This is a genomic window from Halogeometricum sp. S1BR25-6 (assembly GCF_031624495.1).
Lineage (GTDB): Archaea > Halobacteriota > Halobacteria > Halobacteriales > Haloferacaceae > Halogeometricum > Halogeometricum salsisoli.
In genome coordinates this window covers 154528-172104 of sequence record NZ_JAMQOP010000001.1, presented here as the reverse complement: position 1 = coordinate 172104, position 17577 = coordinate 154528, and the positions used below count along the sequence as shown (strand labels likewise).

Annotated in this window: 18 protein-coding genes; 9 read left to right on the top strand and 9 right to left on the bottom strand. The window is 67.1% G+C overall.

Annotated elements, in window-relative coordinates; genetic code table 11:
• Positions 1-5: 5 nt before the first annotated feature.
• From NDI76_RS00820 to NDI76_RS00805, 4 genes are all read right to left on the bottom strand, one after another.
• Positions 6-497, bottom strand: coding sequence for a hypothetical protein (locus NDI76_RS00820; protein WP_310922070.1), 492 nt, complete (start codon positions 495-497; stop codon positions 6-8).
• A gap of 130 nt (positions 498-627) precedes the next feature.
• On the bottom strand, positions 628-1092 hold the full coding sequence (locus NDI76_RS00815; protein ID WP_310922069.1) for a histidine kinase: 465 nt from the start codon (positions 1090-1092) through the stop codon (positions 628-630).
• A gap of 179 nt (positions 1093-1271) precedes the next feature.
• Positions 1272-1739 (bottom strand): histidine kinase, encoded by a 468-nt coding sequence (locus NDI76_RS00810; protein ID WP_310923840.1) that lies wholly within the window; start codon positions 1737-1739, stop codon positions 1272-1274.
• Positions 1740-1956: 217 nt separating this feature from the next.
• Positions 1957-2886 carry a mechanosensitive ion channel family protein gene (locus NDI76_RS00805; RefSeq protein WP_310922068.1) on the bottom strand — a complete coding sequence of 310 codons (930 nt, stop codon included), beginning with the start codon at positions 2884-2886 and terminating at the stop codon, positions 1957-1959.
• Positions 2887-3053: 167 nt separating this feature from the next.
• Here NDI76_RS00805 and NDI76_RS00800 point away from each other — a divergent pair, with 167 nt between their 5' ends.
• Positions 3054-5210: an ATP-dependent DNA helicase gene (locus tag NDI76_RS00800; protein WP_310923839.1), complete on the top strand. Its 2157-nt coding sequence runs from the start codon at positions 3054-3056 to the stop codon at positions 5208-5210.
• A 166-nt stretch (positions 5211-5376) separates the two neighbouring features.
• On the opposite strand, the gene NDI76_RS00795 is transcribed toward NDI76_RS00800, so the two are convergent.
• Positions 5377-5772: a cupin domain-containing protein gene (locus tag NDI76_RS00795; RefSeq protein ID WP_310922067.1), complete on the bottom strand. Its 396-nt coding sequence runs from the start codon at positions 5770-5772 to the stop codon at positions 5377-5379.
• A 184-nt stretch (positions 5773-5956) separates the two neighbouring features.
• Between NDI76_RS00795 and NDI76_RS00790 the strand changes: the two genes are divergently transcribed.
• On the top strand, positions 5957-7321 hold the full coding sequence (locus NDI76_RS00790) for a cytochrome P450 (protein WP_310922066.1): 1365 nt from the start codon (positions 5957-5959) through the stop codon (positions 7319-7321).
• Between the two features lie 6 nt (positions 7322-7327).
• On the opposite strand, the gene NDI76_RS00785 is transcribed toward NDI76_RS00790, so the two are convergent.
• Positions 7328-7837, bottom strand: a complete 510-nt coding sequence (locus NDI76_RS00785; protein ID WP_310922065.1) for a 2'-5' RNA ligase family protein — start codon at positions 7835-7837, stop codon at positions 7328-7330.
• Positions 7838-8081: 244 nt separating this feature from the next.
• Between NDI76_RS00785 and NDI76_RS00780 the strand changes: the two genes are divergently transcribed.
• The 3 genes from NDI76_RS00780 to NDI76_RS00770 are packed head-to-tail and all read left to right on the top strand — an operon-like array spanning position 8082 to position 9956.
• Positions 8082-9215: an SPFH domain-containing protein gene (locus NDI76_RS00780; protein ID WP_310922064.1), complete on the top strand. Its 1134-nt coding sequence runs from the start codon at positions 8082-8084 to the stop codon at positions 9213-9215.
• A gap of 51 nt (positions 9216-9266) precedes the next feature.
• Positions 9267-9452, top strand: coding sequence for a hypothetical protein (locus tag NDI76_RS00775; RefSeq protein ID WP_310922063.1), 186 nt, complete (start codon positions 9267-9269; stop codon positions 9450-9452).
• Between the two features lie 51 nt (positions 9453-9503).
• Positions 9504-9956 carry a hypothetical protein gene (locus NDI76_RS00770; RefSeq protein WP_310922062.1) on the top strand — a complete coding sequence of 151 codons (453 nt, stop codon included), beginning with the start codon at positions 9504-9506 and terminating at the stop codon, positions 9954-9956.
• A 19-nt stretch (positions 9957-9975) separates the two neighbouring features.
• On the opposite strand, the gene NDI76_RS00765 is transcribed toward NDI76_RS00770, so the two are convergent.
• Positions 9976-11058 carry a sulfite exporter TauE/SafE family protein gene (locus tag NDI76_RS00765; RefSeq protein WP_310922061.1) on the bottom strand — a complete coding sequence of 361 codons (1083 nt, stop codon included), beginning with the start codon at positions 11056-11058 and terminating at the stop codon, positions 9976-9978.
• Between the two features lie 565 nt (positions 11059-11623).
• On the opposite strand from NDI76_RS00765, the gene NDI76_RS00760 reads away from it, so the two are divergent.
• Positions 11624-12073: a DUF3426 domain-containing protein gene (locus NDI76_RS00760; protein WP_310922059.1), complete on the top strand. Its 450-nt coding sequence runs from the start codon at positions 11624-11626 to the stop codon at positions 12071-12073.
• A 131-nt stretch (positions 12074-12204) separates the two neighbouring features.
• Here the strand turns inward: NDI76_RS00760 and uvrB are convergent, their stop codons facing one another.
• Entirely contained in the window at positions 12205-14301 is a 2097-nt protein-coding gene (gene uvrB / locus NDI76_RS00755) for an excinuclease ABC subunit UvrB (RefSeq protein WP_310922058.1), read from the bottom strand.
• 149 nt (positions 14302-14450) lie between these two features.
• On the opposite strand from uvrB, the gene NDI76_RS00750 reads away from it, so the two are divergent.
• Positions 14451-14696, top strand: coding sequence for a hypothetical protein (locus NDI76_RS00750; protein WP_310922056.1), 246 nt, complete (start codon positions 14451-14453; stop codon positions 14694-14696).
• 73 nt (positions 14697-14769) lie between these two features.
• Positions 14770-15030, top strand: a complete 261-nt coding sequence (locus tag NDI76_RS00745; RefSeq protein WP_310922055.1) for a DUF7553 family protein — start codon at positions 14770-14772, stop codon at positions 15028-15030.
• A gap of 302 nt (positions 15031-15332) precedes the next feature.
• Here NDI76_RS00745 and NDI76_RS00740 read toward each other — a convergent pair whose 3' ends face one another.
• On the bottom strand, positions 15333-15950 hold the full coding sequence (locus tag NDI76_RS00740) for a transcription antitermination protein (RefSeq protein WP_310922054.1): 618 nt from the start codon (positions 15948-15950) through the stop codon (positions 15333-15335).
• A gap of 93 nt (positions 15951-16043) precedes the next feature.
• Here NDI76_RS00740 and NDI76_RS00735 point away from each other — a divergent pair, with 93 nt between their 5' ends.
• Positions 16044-17564, top strand: coding sequence for a stage II sporulation protein M (locus NDI76_RS00735; protein ID WP_310922053.1), 1521 nt, complete (start codon positions 16044-16046; stop codon positions 17562-17564).
• Positions 17565-17577: the final 13 nt, after the last annotated feature.

Genomic DNA, 17577 nt, shown 5'->3' with positions numbered 1-17577 from the left:
CGTCGCTACGCCGACTCGTCGCCGTCGTCGCTCGCGTCGTCGTTTTCGGCTTTGCTCTCGCCGTCCGTCTCGTCCACCACGTCGACCGACCCGGAGCCGTCGGTCTCGTCGTACGGGTCCACCACGTCGACGTCGTCTTCCGAATCGACCACGTCGACACCGTCCCCGTCCTCGGTCAACTCCTCGGACTCCGCCCCGGCCGACGACCCGACCTCCTCGAAGTCGACGGCGCCCTCCAGTTCGTCCTCGTTTATCGCCTCGTCTAACGTCTCCTCATCGGTTACCGCGGCGAGGCCGTCCTCGTCGACGGCGGTCTTTATCTCCTCGGCGTCGATGGCCGAGGAGACGTTGTCCGATTTCACCGCGGACTTCAGCGCCCGCCGCACGGCGACGTAGCCGACGAGTGCGAGGCCGCCCGAGGCCACCGCTCCCGGGATGCCGAGCCGTTTGTACCCGAACTTCGCCGCTTTCTTTCCGACAGTATATGCACCGAACATAATTTCGAGTAGCACCGTGGGACGGAAGAGGCTGTTTGCCCGTCGAAGTCGACTGTCCGCGCTGGAGACGGTTCCGGGCGACGGCGCGCGACTCGTCGAAACCGCGGCGTCGGCCGGGACGCGATGCCGTTCAGAGTCGTTCCCGGACGGCCGGGTACGCGGCGCCCGCCACCGCCCCGTAGACGACGTGTCCGACGAGACTCGTGGCGTTCACGTTCGGAAACGGCGGGTTCGCCGGTGACCCGACCGCCGAGAGCCAAATCGGCATCACGAGAACCGCGAGGACGACCCAGAGGACGACGCCGTACGCGACGCCCAGACCGACGCTCCGTCCCGTCGACAGCGGTGTCTGCGTCGCCGCGAGCGCCGCGAATCCGACGCCGAGCACCGCGGCGTGCGCGACGTGGACGGTGAACCCGGCGAGTCCGCCCGCGAGGAAGTACATCGACGGGATGGCGACGTCGAGGACGCCCGGCATCCGGACCGCCATCAACGCGCCCATCGCGACGCCGCCGATGATACCGGCGACTGCGCCCGCCTGCCAGTCGCCGTTCGAGGTCGATTCGACCCGCTGTGTGGCTGACTCGGTTGCCATGTTATTGAGTAGCGGTAACATGGCTCATAACACCACCTCGGAGCGGTGCGGATGCCGCACGAGGGAGATAGCTTTACGCAGGATGGGAGCAAATATTACTGGATAATTCGGAACGTCCGAGCGGGAGCAGTCGCCGAGGCGGGTCGAAGCGGTCGGAAAATCGGACGCAAGTCGGCCGGTCACCGGCGCAGCATCGGGTACGCCGCACCGAGGACGGCGCCATAGACGACGTGACCGAGGAGGCTCATCGCGTCAACGTTAGGGAGCGACGGGGCCCCCGCGAATCCGACGGCCGAGAGCCAGACGGGCATCACGAGGACCGCTAAGACGACCCAGAGGACGACGCCGTAGGCGGCGCCCGCGGCCGTCGCGCGGCCCACAGTGTTTCCGAAGTCGGGCCGCGCGCGGAGGACGGCCGCAAACGCGACGCCGAGGACGGCGCCGTGCGAGAGGTGGATGAACGTCCCAGCCATCCCGCCCGAGAGGCCGTACATCGCCGGAATCGCCGCGGTCAGCGCGCCGGGGGAGACGACGGCCATCATCGCCCCGAACGCGATGGACCCGAGGAGGCCCGCGACGACGCCGGCCTGCCAGCTTTCGACGCCCGCGATGCGCTCGGTCATCTCGGGTGTCTCGATGGTCTCCATTCCGTCGGTCTGTTCTGCCGTTCCCGAAGTCGCTCTCGTTGACATAACGGACGCTAGAAGGCGCGCTGAGGACAAAGAGCTCTCTCGGTCGGGAGGGACGGACGCACACCATTGGTCGGTCGCGCGAAACCGCTCCGCACCGTCTCGGCCGGCGGACGGTTCCGAAAAAGGAATCGTCGCGACGAAACCGACCGACCGAGAGGCCGGTCATCGGTCGTCAGTCGTCGGTCACCGTCGACCGCGACTCCGAGTCGGTGACCGTCGTCTCCACCGCCCCGGTGAGTTGGCGGTAGGGGTACGGCATGTCGATGGTCTCGGCGTCGAGACGCTCCTTGACCGCCTGCACGAAGTCCGAGCGGATGCGCACGAAGTCCGAGCGGCCGGGGTCGGATATCCAGAAGCGCGACTGGAGGCCGACGTAGGAGTCCGCGAGTTCGGTCACGCGCACGTCCGGCGCGGGGTCGTCGAGGATGTCGGGGTTCGTCTCCGCCTCCTCGACGATGACCGAGCGAGCGTGGTCGATGTCGTCGTCGTAGCCGATGCCGAAGACGAACTTCTGGCGGAGTTTGTCGTAGGCGACGGGGTTCTTCACCGCGTTGTCGGCGAGTTCGGAGTTCGGCACCGTGATGCGCTCGTTGTCGAACGTCTTCACGCGACTGACGCGCAGGTCGATGTCCTCGACGCGCCCGGACATGTCGTTCCACTCGATCCAATCGCCCACCTCGAACGGTTTGTCCTTCAGGATGAACACGCCGGCGACGAAGTTCGAGAGGAGGTCCTGCGCGGCGAACCCGAGTGCGAGGGCGAGGGCGCCGGCCAACGTGGCGAACGCCGCGATGACCTGCCCGAACCCGGCGACGGTGAACGCGATGGCGATGGCGAGGACGACGGCCAACGCGCCGAGGAGGCTGTCCGCGAGGCTCAACACCGTCTCGTCGTAGCCCGCGCCCTCCATCAGGCGCTTGGCGATGGGAACGAGGACGAGGCGTGCGAGAAACCAAACGACGAAGAACGCGACGACGAATTTGATGATTCCCCCGACGAGTCCGCCGTACTGCACGAGGAGTTCGTTCAGCGAATCCGGAACCGGGTCCGGGTTCGGCGTCGTCTGTAACGGCGCGGCCGCCGCGCTGCTGAGAACGGACATATTCCGGACACAGCAAAGGACCCGTTAATAAAACCGGTTTTGGTACTCAGAAGCGATTGTCTCCGGAGACGTGTTTCCGAGCCGAGGTGACGGGCGCGTCGGCGCCCCAACCGGGACGTTATATTCGATGACGCGCAAGAACGCGTGTGGCTGAGACGAGCGGACACATGCGGTTCTTCCCGTACGACCGCCCGTACCCGAACCAGGAGGCGGCGATGGACGGCATCGCCGAGGCCCTCGACGGCGGCCGAGACGTGCTCATCGAGGGCGCGCCGGGGACGGGCAAGACGCTGTCGGCGTTAGTCCCCGCCCTAGAGTACGCCCGCCGCGAGGACAAGACGGTGGTCATCACGACGAACGTCCACCAGCAGATGCGCCAGTTCGTCGAGGACGCGCGCGCCATCACCCGGACGGAGCCGATTCGCGCCGTCGTGTTCAAAGGGAAGTCGTCGATGTGTCACATCGGCGTCGACTATCAGGAGTGTCAGACGCTCCGCGACACCACGCGGAGCCTCGTGGAGAGAGAGGAGGACAAAGCGGAACTCTCCGAACAGGCCGACGCCCTCGTCGACCGGATGCGCGCGGGCGAAGAGGGCGCCGCCGAGGCGCGGACGGCCGTCACCGACGAACTCGAAGACATCGACGAGGAGTTGGAGGAACTCCGCGAGGGGAACGTCTGCGAGTACTACTACAACAACCTCACCGAGGACACGGAGGAGTTCTTCTCGTGGCTATTCGACGACGTGCGGACGCCCGAGGACGTCTACGAGTACGCCGAGGAGCGGACGCTGTGCGGCTACGAACTGCTGAAGGAGGGGATGGAGGGGGTCGACCTCGTGGTGTGCAACTACCACCACCTGTTGGACCCGAACATCCGCGAGCAGTTCTTCCGGTGGTTGGACCGCGACCCCGAGGACGTCCTCACGGTGTTCGACGAGGCGCACAACATCGAGTCGGCCGCCCGCGACCACGCGAGTCGGACGCTGACGGAGAACACCCTCCAGCAGGCGCTGGACGAACTCGAAGACACCGACGACTCGCGCGCCGAGGCCGCGGAGAACGTCCTCTCGGCGTTCCTCGACGCCCTCCGGGAGACGTACGACGAGGCGTTCGGCTTCGGGGAGCGAGAGCAGGTCGGCGAGAACTGGTACGACCTGCCCATCGCCAACCGGGACAGGCGCGACGACCTGACGCTGACGTTCCTCCAACAGTACGAGGGCCGGGGCATCGACGCGGAGGTGGAATTGGCCCTCCAGTTGGGGAAGCGCCTCGACGGCGAGTACGAGGAGGCGTACAAAGACGGCGAGACGACGACGCGGAAGGAGTGTCAGACCCTGCAGGCCGCCCAGTTCGTCGGCGCGTGGATGGCGGACGGGGCGAAGTTGGGCCAGCACCCGATGTGCTCCGTCCGGCGCGACGGCGGCACGGAGGAGGTGTACGGCCGCGCGGAACTGTACACCTGCATCCCCCGCGAGGTGACCGAGGCGCTGTTCGAGGAGGTGCACGCGAGCGTCCTGATGTCCGCGACGCTCCGGCCGTTCGACGTGACCGAGGACGTCCTCGGCCTCTCGGACCCGGTGACGATGGCCTACGGTCTCGAATACCCCGAGGAGAACCGCCGGACGCTGGCCGTCGAGACGCCGGCGCTGTTCAGTTCCGAGCGCGAAGAACCCGCGACGCAGGAGAAACTGACGCAGGTGTTGACCGACGCGTCGCGCTTCACGCCGGGCAACACGCTCGTGTTCTTCCCCTCCTACGCCGAGGCGGAGCGCTACCACGAGCGCCTGCAGTCGAGGATGGAGGTGACCGACCGCCTCTTCTTGGACGAGGCGGGAACCGACACCGAGGAGATTCGGTCGAAGTTCGTCGAGAGTCAGGGAGCGGTGATGCTCACCTCGCTGTGGGGGACGCTCGCGGAGGGGGTGAGCTTCGACGGCGACGACGCCCGGACGGTGGTGGTCGTCGGCGTGCCGTACCCGCACCTCTCCGAACGGATGGAGGCGATTCAAGACGCCTACGACCGGGCGTACAGCGGTCGAAAAGAGGCGGGGTGGCGCTACGCCGTCGAGATTCCGACCATCCGCAAGACCAGACAGGCGCTCGGGCGGGTCATCCGCTCGCCCGAGGACTTCGGCGTGCGCGTCCTCGCCGACAAGCGCTACACGCGGATGAGTTCGGAGATGGGCAAGTACGGCGTCCGCTCGTCGTTCCCGGCCGAGGAGCGGGCGGAACTCGTCGACGTCTCCGCGCAGAAACTGAAGTTCGCGATGCTGAACTTCTACGGCGACCACGACGCCTACGCGGGCGACCCGCCGCGGCCCTGACGGGAACCGACGGCGAGGGTTTTCAGAATCGCCGTTGAGCGCCAACCCGGTACGGACCTCGACCGACCATCCGGCCGCGGGGGAGTCGTTCGGCGACACCCGAGGCGCTCTCCGCTTGTGCCACCGCGTCCACGCGTTCGCGTCGGCGCGGTCCGGCGAGACGGCCCTACGGCGATTCTTCGCCGGGGAGGACCGTGTTGCCGAAGTCCTCGACGGTTCCGACCGGAGGGGCGCCGACCATGACCCACCGGTGAATTTCGTCGTCGGTGTCGTTGCGGACCGCTCGAATCGGTTCGGGTCCGACCCGAACGACCCCGCCCTCGGGAACGTCGTGCGCCTCGCCGTCGATTTCCACGCGGCCGCCGGTCAGCGCGATGTAGACCTCCTCTTGCCCCTCGTGAGCGTGCGGAGGGGTCGCCTCGCCCGGTTCGAGGGTGGCGGTGTTGATTCGCATCTCGGTGCAACCGAGCGCCTCGGTCAGTTTACGGTGTCGGACGTCGCACATGGCGAACGGCTCCTGTTCGACGTCGTCCGGGTCGAGGACGGAAAAATCGCCATCCATACCGCATACCGCGCCGCCAGCGGCAAATACCCTCGGTCGGGACCGCAGGGAGAGTCGCACCGCGGCGCGAAGCTACCGCGTTCGACCACCGACCGAACACGGAGATAGCGCCCCCGACCGCCGGCGGATCTGTCAGGCGGCGTAGTATCCGAGACGTTCATACGTATCCGCGCTAAGCCCCGGCATGAGCATCCGACCGCCGGGTCCGAACGGCGTACCGCTGTTCGGAAGCGGACGGCAGTACGCGAAGGACCCGTTCACCTTCCTGACGCAGGTGTCGGAGACGTACGGCGACGTGGTCCGCTTCGGACTCGGACCGCTGGACACCTACATGCTGACGAACCCCGCCGACATCGAGCGGGTGCTGGTGAGCGACGACGCGCGCTACCAGAAGCCCGACTTCCAGGACGACGCCATCGGGACGCTCCTCGGCGACGGACTGCTGCTGAGCGAGGGCGAGCGGTGGCAAAAGCAGCGCCGACTGGCCCAACCCTCCTTCGCCCCCGGCCGCATCTCGGCGTTGGGCGAGTCGATGACCGACCACGCCGAGTCAATGGTCGACGGCTGGGCGGACGGCGAGGTGCGCGACGTGCAGTTGGAGATGGCCCGCGTGACGGTGAAGATAATCGTCGACGCGATGTTCGGGTCGTCGCTGGGCGACGAGCGGATAAAGACGGTCCAGGAGAACCTCGAACCCCTCGGCAAGCGGTTCGAACCGGACCCGATGCGCTTTCTCGTGCCCGACTGGGCGCCGACGCGGGAGAACCGCGAGTACGCCGACTCCGTCTCCGTGCTGGAGGATATCATCGACGACGTCGTCTCGTCGCGGCGGGGCACCGAGAACGACCCGGCGGCGGCCGTCACCGGCGGAGACAAAGACGGTCCGCCGATGGACCTCCTGTCGGTGCTCCTGCGCGCGCAGGGGCGCGGCGAGCAGACCGACCGGCAGATACGCGACGAGATGATGACGATGCTCTTGGCCGGGCACGACACGACGGCGTTGACGCTGACGTACACGTGGTACCTGCTCTCCCAGCACCCCGAGGCGGAGGCGGCGTTGCAGGAGGAAGTCGAGGAAGTGTGCGGCGGCGAGACGCCCACCGCCGCCGACGTGCGGCGGTTCGACTACGTCGAGCGGGTGATTCAGGAGGCGATGCGCCTGTACCCGCCGGTGTACGTCATCTTCCGCGAACCGCAGGTGGACGTGCGCCTCGGCGGGTACCGCATTCCCGAGGGGTCGGCGATAATGCTGCCGCAGTGGGTGGTCCACCGGTCGCCGCGGTGGTACGATTCCCCGGAGGAGTTCGACCCCGACCGGTGGCTTCCGGCACGCCGGACCGACCGGCCGCGTTTCTCGTACTTCCCGTTCGGCGGCGGCCCGCGCCACTGCATCGGCAAGCGCTTCTCGATGATGGAGGCGCAGCTCATCCTCGCGACGGTGGCGCAGGAGTACGAACTCGACTACGTCCGCGACGAACCGTTCGACCTCCGCGGGTCGCTGACGATGCACCCCGAGGAGCCGATGGGGATGCGACTGCGCGAGCGGTAAGGAGCGTCAGAGCGGGATGCGCGCGGCGTTCTCGCGGTAGCGCCCGTCCCAAACGCGCACTTCTTCGACCGTCCAACCGACCTCCTCGATGTCGCGTTCGACGAGCGTCCTCGCGTCCTCGATTCGCCCGCCGCGGGCGAGCGTCACGTGCGGGGTGTAGTCGTCGCCCTCCATTTCGGGGACGGTACCGAACTCCGCGCAGAGCCGGTCGTGAAGGTCGAACAGACCCGGACTCTCGATTGCGAGGTAGACGACGGGTCCGGGTCCCTTGGTGGGTATCTCGAAGGCGCCGATACCGTCGGTCCGTATCTCGAACGGGCCGACGCCGCGGAGCGTCCCCCGAAGTCGCTCGCGGAGGTGCGGGAGCGAGTCCGCGTCGGCGTCCAGCGCCGTGTCGAACCGTTTGAGGACCAGCGAGTGCCGATCGCGGATCGAATCGAACGAGGTGAGCGCCGGATGGAGCTCCGAAGCGAGGCGTTCGACGCGACCGGGAATGGGCACGTTGAGGCTGAACACGTCCGAGCGTCGGGGCCGGGGGAGAAAAGTCGTCCGTTCCGCAGCCGTTCAGGTGCGGTCGAGCAACCAGGGGACGACGAGGGCGGAAATCGGTCCGAGGAGGTCTTGCACGCCGAGTTCGCCGCGCACGTCGGGGAGCACGGGCGTCGGGTCGCACTCGGGGGCGAAGCGTCTTCCGGGGTTCGGGGTCGTGCCGGGGTCGACGCGGACGTACCCTTAATGCCGTCGACACTAAGGAACGACCATGGCAAACCTGTTCCGCGAACTCGGCCGCCTGTCCGCGAACGGTCCGCCGGACTGGGTGACGTCCGGCGTCGCCGGCGTCCTCGCCGTTTTCGTGGCGCTCGCGGTAGTCGGATTCAATCCGGTGATCCTCCTCGGCGTCCTCGCTCTCGTCCTCGTCGTCGCCACGGTGCTCAGCGCCGTCGAGATAGTCAACGCCTACGAGCGGACGGCGCTGACGGTGTTCGGGGAGTATCGAAAACTGCTCGAACCGGGACTCAACCTCGTCCCGCCGTTCGTCTCGAAGACGTACCCGTTCGACATGCGAACGCAGACGCTGAACGTCCCCTCGCAGGAAGCCATCACCGAAGACAACTCGCCGGTGACGGCCGACGCCTTCGTCTACATCCGCGTGAAGGACGCGAAGAAGGCCTTTCTCGAAGTCGACGACTACCGGAACGCGGTGTCGTACCTCTCGCAGACGTCGCTCCGCGCCGTCATCGGCGACATGGAACTGGACGAGACGCTGTCGCGGCGCGACGAGATAAACCGCCGCATCTACGCGCAGTTGAACGAACCGACCAACGAGTGGGGCGTCGAAGTCGAGTCCGTCGAGGTGAGCGAGGTGCGCCCCTCCCCCGGCGTGGAGAACGCGATGGAGCAGCAGGCGGGTGCCGAACGCCGCCGCCGCGCCATGATTCTGGAGGCGCAGGGGAAACGGCGCTCCGCCGTCGAGCAGGCCGAAGGGGCGAAGCAGTCGAACATCATCCGCGCGCAGGGGGAGAAACAGAGTCAGATTCTCGAAGCGCAGGGTGACGCCATCTCGACGGTCCTCCGCGCGAAGTCCGCCGAGTCGATGGGCGAACGCGCCATCGTCGACAGGGGGTTGGAGTCGCTCCGCCGCATCGGGGAGTCGCCGTCGACGACGTACGTTCTCCCGCAGGAACTCACCAGCCTGTTGGGGCGGTACGGCCGGCAGTTGAGCGACTCGGACGTCCAAGAGTCGGCGGGACTGGAGAGCCGCGATTTCGACGCGGAGACGCGCGAACTCATCGGCCTCGACGACATCGAGGAGATTCTGGGCGAGGTCGAGGAGTTGGCGAACGGCGACGCGGGGGAACGGGAGGTCGACCTCGAAGAGGTGCGGGAGCGGTAGCGCCGCGAGCGCCGCACAAATTTTATGAACAATAGTCCACAATACTGAGCCATGAGTCACGAACGCGGACCGACTGGACCGGAACGGGCGTCGGCACCGCGGCCGACGGCCGACGACGGCGTCGTCGCTCGGGTACTGCAGCACTTCCGGACGTGGTCCGGACGGTACGTCGAGATGCGCGTCCGGGCCGTCGCCGGGACCGCATCGAGGGACGGAACCGAGCCGACCGACCGATAGCCTCCGAGAGCGGCCCACACGCCTTTCTCGCTGGGAGGTCTGCGGAGAGTCATGAGTGATAGCGACGCCGACGGCGAGGGCGTGATGCTCGACGGCGAGGAACCGTTCGACGCCGAGGAGCACCAGCGCATCGCCGTGGACTTCGACAAGACGCTGACGAAGGGCGAGGAGTCCTACATCACCCGACGCCCCGAGGAACCCGACGAGGAGATGGTCGAGTGGGTGAACTACCAGTACCGGCAGGGTCACACCATCATCGTCTGGACCGCCCGGCCCTGGGAGGCCGCACAGGAGACGGTCGCTCGCCTCACCGAGTGGGGCATCGACTGGCACGGCCTGCGGATGGAGAAGGGTCACGCGGACGTGTACGTCGACGACAAGGGGTCGACCCCTTCCGAACAGCTCGGAGACCACGGCTTCGACGGCGACGGCGACCTCGACGACGGCGAGGGGTTAGTCGACAAGGACAAAGACGGCGACGCCAACGACGCCGGAAGCCAGTAGGGGAAGAGGGGAGAGCGCCTCAGATGACGTTGCCCGCGGCCATGACGAACAGCGCGACCGAGATGATGGCGAAGAGGACGCCGACGAAGTTCTTGATGGTGCTCGTCTCCAGGGCGTTCGACACGTAGGGGGCAATTTGCCCGCCGAGGACGGTGGCCGGGACGGTGAAGACGACCATGTTCCACGGCGTCGTCGCCAGACTGAGCGAGTGGCCGCCGACGAGTCCGCCGCCGAAGACGTGGACGAGGGAGGCGAGGATGGCCGTGAGGGCGACGACGATGTGGTTCGTGCCGATGGCGACGCGGACGGGCACCTTCGTTCCCAGCATCGAGATGATGCCGAGTTCGCCGACGCCGAATCCGGCGAGCCCTTGGAACAGACCGCCGACGCTGTAATTGGCGAACCGGCGGGTGTAGCCGCCGCGCGTGTAACTGTAGTCGTCGCCGTCCCGGTCGACGCGCGTCACGTTTCCGTCGGCGTCGGTGGCGACGCCGGCGGGACCGAGTTTCTCCGCGTCGTTCGGCAGGTCCGGGTCGACGGGGCCGCCGTCGGCGACGGCTTCGTCGCTACTGCCGGACTCGTCGTGCCCGAGGTCCGCGCGGAACAGCAGGTACGACGCCGCCAAGAGCGCCAGTCCGAGCAGCGAGTGGAACACCACCTCGGGGATGACGAACGACAGGAGGGCGCCGGCGACGACGAACGGGACGGCGCCCCCGACGAGCGTCAGCGCCAGTCGGCGGTCGACGAGGCCGTACTGGATGAACGCGATGGACGAACTCGACAGGCCGAACGCCTCGCTGATGAGACCCACCTTGACGATGGTCTCGGGTTCGAGGGGCGCGGCGAACAGCGGGAAGATGAAGATGAGAAACGGCACGAACAGCGCCGACCCGCTGATACCGACGGTGTTGACGATGGTGGCGCCGAGCAGGAACGCCGGGAACAGCCACCAGAACTCCAGCCAGTAGTCGACGCCGACGCTCCCCCCCGTGGGCGCGGCGAGGAGGACGGTAGTGACGAACACCACCGGCGCGAGGAGTACGAACACGTGTTGGTACTTGAGGAGCGTCTTCTGTAGGGGGTCCGAAGTGTCAGAACTCATCGTTGGAAGTCAGTGGTCGGCGCCGTCGGCGGTTCGCGCCGAGGGATGTTGAGAACGGACGGAGTCGTCGCTGGTCGCCGTAGTGCTGTCGTCGCGCATTCAGGAGAATCCTCCCGTGGGGAACGGAACGCGGCGGTCGAGTTCGGCGCGGCCGTGGGCCGTGTCGCAGAGCATCGTGACCCGCCCGTAGCGACGAATCGGTAAAAAGTCTTGAGGTTCCACCGCCCCTTAGAGACCTAGTGACAAAGGGATACTCGAAGCGGCGGGCGGCCCTTCCGGTCGGTCTCCGCCGAGGGTAACCGCCCCGATACTGAGGCGAGCATCGTCGACGGGGGCGTTCACAGCGCGCCCCCGCTCGGCCTGCGAGACTATTATTCACATGGATGGCCACTGATTTTAACAGGGTCAAGGCACAACGTGCTGGCACATCGAAACTATGTTCCGTAGAAAGTTCGTCAAAGCGGCAGGTGCGACGATGGTCGGCGGTCTCCTCGCGGGATGTTCCGGAAGTTCCGGCGGGGGCACGGAAACGGGTACCGCCACCGGCACGGAGACAGGTACCGAGATGACCACGAGCGAGGGCATGGGTAACGAGTCCGGCACCGGTACCGGGGACGGCGACGCCCTCGACATCGACGGCGAGATTCTGGACGACTCCCCGGCCGGTCTGGAGGTCACCGACCGCGAACTCTACCAAAACGAGAGCGCCGTCGGCCTCCAAGGTACGGTCTCGAACACGGGCGACGTGCCCTACGAGAACGTGCAGGTTCAGGTCACGCTTCAGGACGACCAGGGCGAGGTGCTCTACGAGTTCATCGACGAGGCCGAGACGGAGGCGACCCAGACGCTCGCCGCCGGGTCGGAGTGGCAGTTCGACGTGGTGTTCGAGGAGGCGAACATGGAAGAGGTGTCGAGTTACACCATCGAACTCGACGGCGACGAAGCGGAGTCGCCCGGCGACGAGACCGTCGGTAACGGCACCGGCACCGGGACGTCGATGAACGAGAGTTCGTAAGGTCGCAGAGCGGTTCGGAAGCGGTGCGAACGGCTCGGACGCCCGGTTTTCGGCCGTCCGGCGCTTTTCTATCGGGTTATCGGCAGTTCGACCCGGAGCGGCGCGACCGTCTCGCGACCGCTTCGCCTGTCTCAGGAGTCCTCGGGCGGGGCGAGGCCGTCGTCGTCCAACGGGTCCGCCTCGGGTTCGACGCCCTCGTCCGCCTCGAACGCGTCGAACTCCTCTCTGATTCCCCGCATCCGGTCGCGGATGTCGGCCGCGAGTTCGAACTCGAGGTTGTCCGCGGCCTCCTGCATCCGGTCTTCGAGGTACTCGAGGCGTTCGCGCGCCTCCTCTTCGTTCGCCGGTTGCTCCGAGGACGAACGCGAGGAGTCGGAGTCGCTGCCCGGGAGGTTCGTCTCGCCGACCTCCTTTTCGATGGTCGTCGGTTCGTGCCCGTGTTCCTCGTTGAACTCGGTCTGAATCTCGCGGCGTCGCTGCGTCTCCTCTATCGCCGAGGCCATCGAGTCGGTCGTCTCGTCGGCGTAGAGGACGACCTCGCCCTCGACGTTGCGCGCCGCCCGACCCATCGTCTGGATGAGCGTCGTCTCCGAACGGAGGAAGCCCTCCTGGTCGGCGTCGAGGATGGCGACGAGCGATACCTCGGGGATGTCCAACCCCTCGCGCAGGAGGTTGATGCCGACCAGCACGTCGATGTTCCCGAGTCGCAGGTCGCGGATGAGTTCGTGGCGCTCTAGCGTGTCAGTCTCGTCGTGCATGTACGCCACGTCGACGCCGGCCTCTTCGAGGTACTCGGTGAGGTCCTCGGCCATCCGCTTGGTGAGCGTCGTCACCAGCGTCCGCTCGTCGCGTTCGATTCTGTTTTGGATGCGGTCCATCAGGTCGTCCACCTGCCCAGTCGCATCGGAGATTTCGACTTTCGGGTCGACGAGGTGCGTCGGGCGGACGATCTGTTCGGCTATCTGCTCGGAGTGCTCGCGTTCGTAGTCGCCGGGCGTCGCGGAGACGTACAGCGTCTGGTCGGTCTTCTCCTCGAACTCCTCGAACGTCAGCGGGCGGTTGTCGTACGCCGTCGGGAGGCGGAAGCCGTTCTCGACCAGCGAGTCCTTCCGCGCCTTGTCGCCGGCGAACTGCCCCCGTATCTGCGGCAAGGTCTGGTGGGACTCGTCGATGACGGTGAGGAAGTCGTCGGGGAAGTAATCGAGGAGCGTGTACGGCGGGTCGCCCGGGTCGCGGTTCGACATGTGGACCGAGTAGTTCTCGATGCCCGAGCAGTAGCCCGTCTCCTGCAGCATCTCGATGTCGAACGTCGTCCGCTCCTCGATTCGCTGGGCCGCCACGAGGTCACCCTGTCGCTCGAAGTAGCCGACTCGGTCCTCCATCAGGTCCTCTATCTCCGTGATCGCCTGCTCTAACTGGTCCTCCGGGATGGAGTAGTGCTCCGCCGGGTGGACGATGACGGCCGGTTCGTCGGATTCGACTTCCCCTTTGAACGGGTCGAGTTTCTGCATCCGGTCTATCTCGTCGCCCCAGAACTCGATGCGGACGGCGTAGCGGCCGTACATCGGGAACACCTCGACGGTGTCGCCGCGGACGCGGAACGTCCCCTGCTGGAAGTCGACGTCGTTGCGCTCGTAGTTCAGGTCGACCAGTCGGGCGAGCAGGTCGTCGCGGTCCATCCGGTCGCCCACCTCCAGACGGAGCGACATGTCGGTGTAGTTGTTCGGGTCGCCGAGACCGTAGATGGCCGAGACGGACGCGACGACGATGACGTCGTCGCGCGTGAGGAGCGACCGGGTGGCCGAGTGGCGCAGGCGGTCTATCTCCTCGTTTATCGACATGTCCTTGTCGATGTAGGTGTCCGTCTGCTCGACGTACGCCTCCGGTTGGTAGTAGTCGTAGTAGGAGACGAAGTACTCCACCGCGTTGTCGGGGAAGAGGTTCTTGAACTCCTCGTACAACTGCGCGGCGAGCGTCTTGTTGTGGGCGATAACGAGCGTGGGCTTCTGTATCTCCTCGACGGTCCAGGAGACGGTGTTCGTCTTGCCCGACCCGGTGACGCCGAGGAGCGTCTGTTTCTCCATGCCCTCGCGGAACCCGCGCGCCAACTGCTCGATGGCCTCGGGTTGGTCGCCGGCCGGGTCGAACGGGGCGTCGACGCGGAATCGGCGGTCCGCGCCGGGACGGTCCGGGGTCAGTGCGCCGCCGGTGCCGGACGAATCACTCATTGTCAGTTCGAGGAGACGGAGGCACTTTAGCCGCGCGGTCGTTCTTCCCTCAGACGGCCCGCAACAGCGTCGAACGGGGGTACAGGGAGGGACAGGGAAAAGTCTCTCGCCGGTATAATTAATCAAAGCCAGCCCTACGAATTTAATGTATGAGTCTGTTTGAATCATCGCAGTCGAACGCCGCAACGCAGAACAACCAGCAGAACCAGCAGAGCCAGATAGAGGAGGCGAAGGGTACGGACCTCTTCCTCTTCGCGTCGCTGGCGTCCATCGCGTTCTCGCTGTACGAGTACTACGTGCAGGGTAACGCGGAGCGAGGCCTGTTCGTCGGCCAGTGGCCGCAGACGATACTCGCGATGGCGCTGTACCTCCGTCAGCGTCGCCAGAACAACTGAACGGCGCCCGTCGACTTCGACGAACGCCGCTCGACCGCCCGCTTTTTTACTCGGTCCCGTCGACGGTCAGCACATGGTAGACGAACTCACAGCGGCGAGCGAGGAACTCCGGTCGGCCGCGGAGATGGCCGACGGCGAGACGAGCGAGCGACTCACCGAACAGGCCGACGCGCTGGCCGAACTCGCCGAGTCGGAACCGGACCACGGCCGACTCGACCGGCATATGAATATCCTCGCGGAGATAGCGAGCGAGACGGACGGCGAGGTGAGCGACCGGACGACGGCCGCCCGCGACCACGTCTTCGAGTACCGCAAGGGCGTCGAGGGCGTCTGAGAACGACTCCCGAACCCCCCTGTTTCAGGTGGAAAACGGTGATGTTTCTTATGAGTCAGATGTACGGAACTGAGTGACACGACCCGAGCGACGCCGTCACCGGAACGATGCCGAGCGTTCGATGCGGTGCAGTGGAAGCGGAGGGGGCGGCGGTGCGCGGCGGAGGCGGTACGGTGCGGCGCGGAAAGGCGACGTGTCGTACCGCGAGGCGAGCGAAGCGAGCCCTCGCGGAATCTTTTTGGTCCAGCTTTTTGCGAGGAGCGGTCGCGCGGAGCGCGACCGACGAAGCAAAAAGGTGGGTGTTAACAGACGTTCTTCGGCTTCACGCCCATCGATTCTAAGGTTTCGACGTAGTCCTCGTAGGCCGCCTCGACGACGGCGTCGGCCGCCTCACCCGCGGCATCCCAGTCGTCGTCGCCCTCACACACCTCGTCCAAGAGGTCGATAACTCGGTCGCGTTCGTCCTCGACGGCCGAACGGAGCGTGCGGAACTCGTCGGCCGCCTTCGGGTCGGCGTCGCCGATGAAGAAGCCGACCATCTGCCCGACGTACTCGGAGACGACGAGGTAGCGCCCCACGAGACCGCCGACGCGGCCCGGCGTCTCGTCCTCGAACGCGAGGCGGTCGTACAGGTCGGGGTCGTCGCGGGGTTCGTAGCCGTCGGGTTCGAGCGACTCGGCGTGGTCGCGCGTCTCTTCGGCGAGGTCCGCGAAGACGGGCGCGGCGTCGCCGTGTTCGGCCATCGCCCAATCGTCGAGCAGGTCGGCGACGGCGTGCTGGTCGGCCGCCGCGGCGGCGCGGACCGACGCGGCCTCCATCTCGCCGCCGGTCAACGCGTACAGCGCCTTCGAGGAACCGAGGCGGGAGAACGCCGTCTCGTGGTCGTCGCGGAGTCGGTCTGCGAGGTCGTCTCCGTTCATGCGACGCGATAAGGTACCTCGCCGCTTGTAGCCATCGGACCGCGCGCGACCCGAATTCCACAGCGTTATGACGGCTCGCTGAGATGTACGCCCGTGAACGTCTCCACGGCCCTCCGCGCCGGCGTTCGGATGCTCTCGGAGTACTCCGCGTCGGTCCTGCCGGTGTACCTCCTCGCGACCGGTCTGGTCGGCGTCGCTCGCGTCCCGATGGTGCTCACCCTCCTCGCCGCCTTTGCCCTCGTCTCGCTCGACGGCCGCCTCGGCCGGGTGCTCGATATCGCCGGCGAGATAGACGTCGGAGCGATGGAGGGCGGCGGAATCGAGGGCGGGACGGTCGGTCCGGACGCGATTCCCCCCGAACTCGGCGACGCCGTCGTGAACCTCTTTTCGTCGGAGGTGCTGGCGCTGTTCGGCCTCGGTCTGCTGGGGTCGCTCCTCCTCTCGTTCGTCGTCTCGCCGATAGCGAGCGCCGCGAGCGTCCACGGCGTCTTCGGACCGCTCCGCAGCGACGACGCCGTCCGCTCGGCCCTCCTCGGCGCCCGCGACGACTGGCTCAGCTTCCTCGGGGTTCAGCTCCTGCTCCTCGCCGCGCTGGCGGCGTCCGTCGTTCCGTTCGCCCTCTTCGGCCTGCTCGGCGTCACACTCTTTCACGGCGCCGGCGTCGCCGGCATCCTCGGGATACTCGCCGGCGCTCTGCTGTCGGGGCTGCTGGCGCTCGCCGTCCTCCTGCTGTTCGCCTTCGCGGAGCAGGCCGTCGTCGTCGACGGTCTGGGGGCGGTCGCGGCGGTCCGTCGGAGCGCGGGGTTCCCGTTCCGCCGTCCGACCGACTTCGTCGGCTACGTCGCCGTCGCCCTCGGCGCGCTCATCCTGACGGGCGGCGTCGCGCTCGTCGCGTCGGTCGGCGGCGCGGCGCGGGTGAGTTCGCTCCTCGGCGCCGTCCTCGTGCCGCCGGTGCTCGACGGCTTCAAGACCGCGCTGTACGCCGAGCGTGACCTGCCGCGGCGGGAGACGCCGCCGATGGGCGACCGGTTCCGCGCGGCCTACGGCGGCGGTCTGCGAGCGCTGGGCGGGTTCGTCCGCGAGCACCCGCTGGCGAACGCCGTCTCGGCCGTCTGCTTCGCCGGCGGCCTGGCGGGCGGGTGGGCCGCCACGTCGCCGTACGTCGTCGAAGTTCCGATAGAGGGGGAGATAGCCGCGGTGTTCGGGTCGTTCCCGCTCGCGACGTTCGTCAACCTCGCGGTGAACAACTGGCTCGTCGCGGCGGACGCGGCGTACGGCGGCGTCGCCTTCGGCGTCTCTTCGGTTACGAGCCTCGTCTTCAACGGCCTCATCGTCGGTGCGCTCGGCGGGGTATTCGACTCGGGGCTGTTCGCCGCGCTCGTCGTCCCGCACGGTATCATCGAGGTGCCGGCGCTCGTCTTCGGCGGCGGCGTCGGCGTCTGGTTGGGCGGCGTCGGTCTCCGCGTCGCCCGCGGCCGGACGGGCGCCGACGGCCTCGCGGCGGCGGTTCGCCGCGCCTACCGCGTGCTCCTCGGTCTCGTTCCGCTGTTCGTCGTCGCCGCGTTCGTCGAGGCGTTCCTCACGCCTCGAATCGCGTCGCTGCTGGTCGGGTAGTCTCCGACTCGAC

What these genes read in the sequence shown, in the direction of transcription:
- NDI76_RS00780 (WP_310922064.1), top strand. Translation starts at nt 8,082, where the DNA reads ATGGCAAACCTGTTCCGCGAACTCGGCCGCCTGTCCGCGAACGGTCCG.
- NDI76_RS00760 (WP_310922059.1), top strand. Translation starts at nt 11,624, where the DNA reads ATGACCACGAGCGAGGGCATGGGTAACGAGTCCGGCACCGGTACCGGG.
- uvrB (WP_310922058.1), bottom strand. Translation starts at nt 14,301, where the DNA reads ATGAGTGATTCGTCCGGCACCGGCGGCGCACTGACCCCGGACCGTCCC.
- NDI76_RS00740 (WP_310922054.1), bottom strand. Translation starts at nt 15,950, where the DNA reads ATGAACGGAGACGACCTCGCAGACCGACTCCGCGACGACCACGAGACG.
- NDI76_RS00820 (WP_310922070.1), bottom strand. Translation starts at nt 497, where the DNA reads ATGTTCGGTGCATATACTGTCGGAAAGAAAGCGGCGAAGTTCGGGTAC.
- NDI76_RS00775 (WP_310922063.1), top strand. Translation starts at nt 9,267, where the DNA reads ATGAGTCACGAACGCGGACCGACTGGACCGGAACGGGCGTCGGCACCG.
- NDI76_RS00765 (WP_310922061.1), bottom strand. Translation starts at nt 11,058, where the DNA reads ATGAGTTCTGACACTTCGGACCCCCTACAGAAGACGCTCCTCAAGTAC.
- NDI76_RS00800 (WP_310923839.1), top strand. Translation starts at nt 3,054, where the DNA reads ATGCGGTTCTTCCCGTACGACCGCCCGTACCCGAACCAGGAGGCGGCG.
- NDI76_RS00810 (WP_310923840.1), bottom strand. Translation starts at nt 1,739, where the DNA reads ATGGAGACCATCGAGACACCCGAGATGACCGAGCGCATCGCGGGCGTC.
- NDI76_RS00805 (WP_310922068.1), bottom strand. Translation starts at nt 2,886, where the DNA reads ATGTCCGTTCTCAGCAGCGCGGCGGCCGCGCCGTTACAGACGACGCCG.
- NDI76_RS00815 (WP_310922069.1), bottom strand. Translation starts at nt 1,092, where the DNA reads ATGGCAACCGAGTCAGCCACACAGCGGGTCGAATCGACCTCGAACGGC.
- NDI76_RS00790 (WP_310922066.1), top strand. Translation starts at nt 5,957, where the DNA reads ATGAGCATCCGACCGCCGGGTCCGAACGGCGTACCGCTGTTCGGAAGC.
- NDI76_RS00750 (WP_310922056.1), top strand. Translation starts at nt 14,451, where the DNA reads ATGAGTCTGTTTGAATCATCGCAGTCGAACGCCGCAACGCAGAACAAC.
- NDI76_RS00745 (WP_310922055.1), top strand. Translation starts at nt 14,770, where the DNA reads ATGGTAGACGAACTCACAGCGGCGAGCGAGGAACTCCGGTCGGCCGCG.
- NDI76_RS00795 (WP_310922067.1), bottom strand. Translation starts at nt 5,772, where the DNA reads ATGGATGGCGATTTTTCCGTCCTCGACCCGGACGACGTCGAACAGGAG.
- NDI76_RS00770 (WP_310922062.1), top strand. Translation starts at nt 9,504, where the DNA reads ATGAGTGATAGCGACGCCGACGGCGAGGGCGTGATGCTCGACGGCGAG.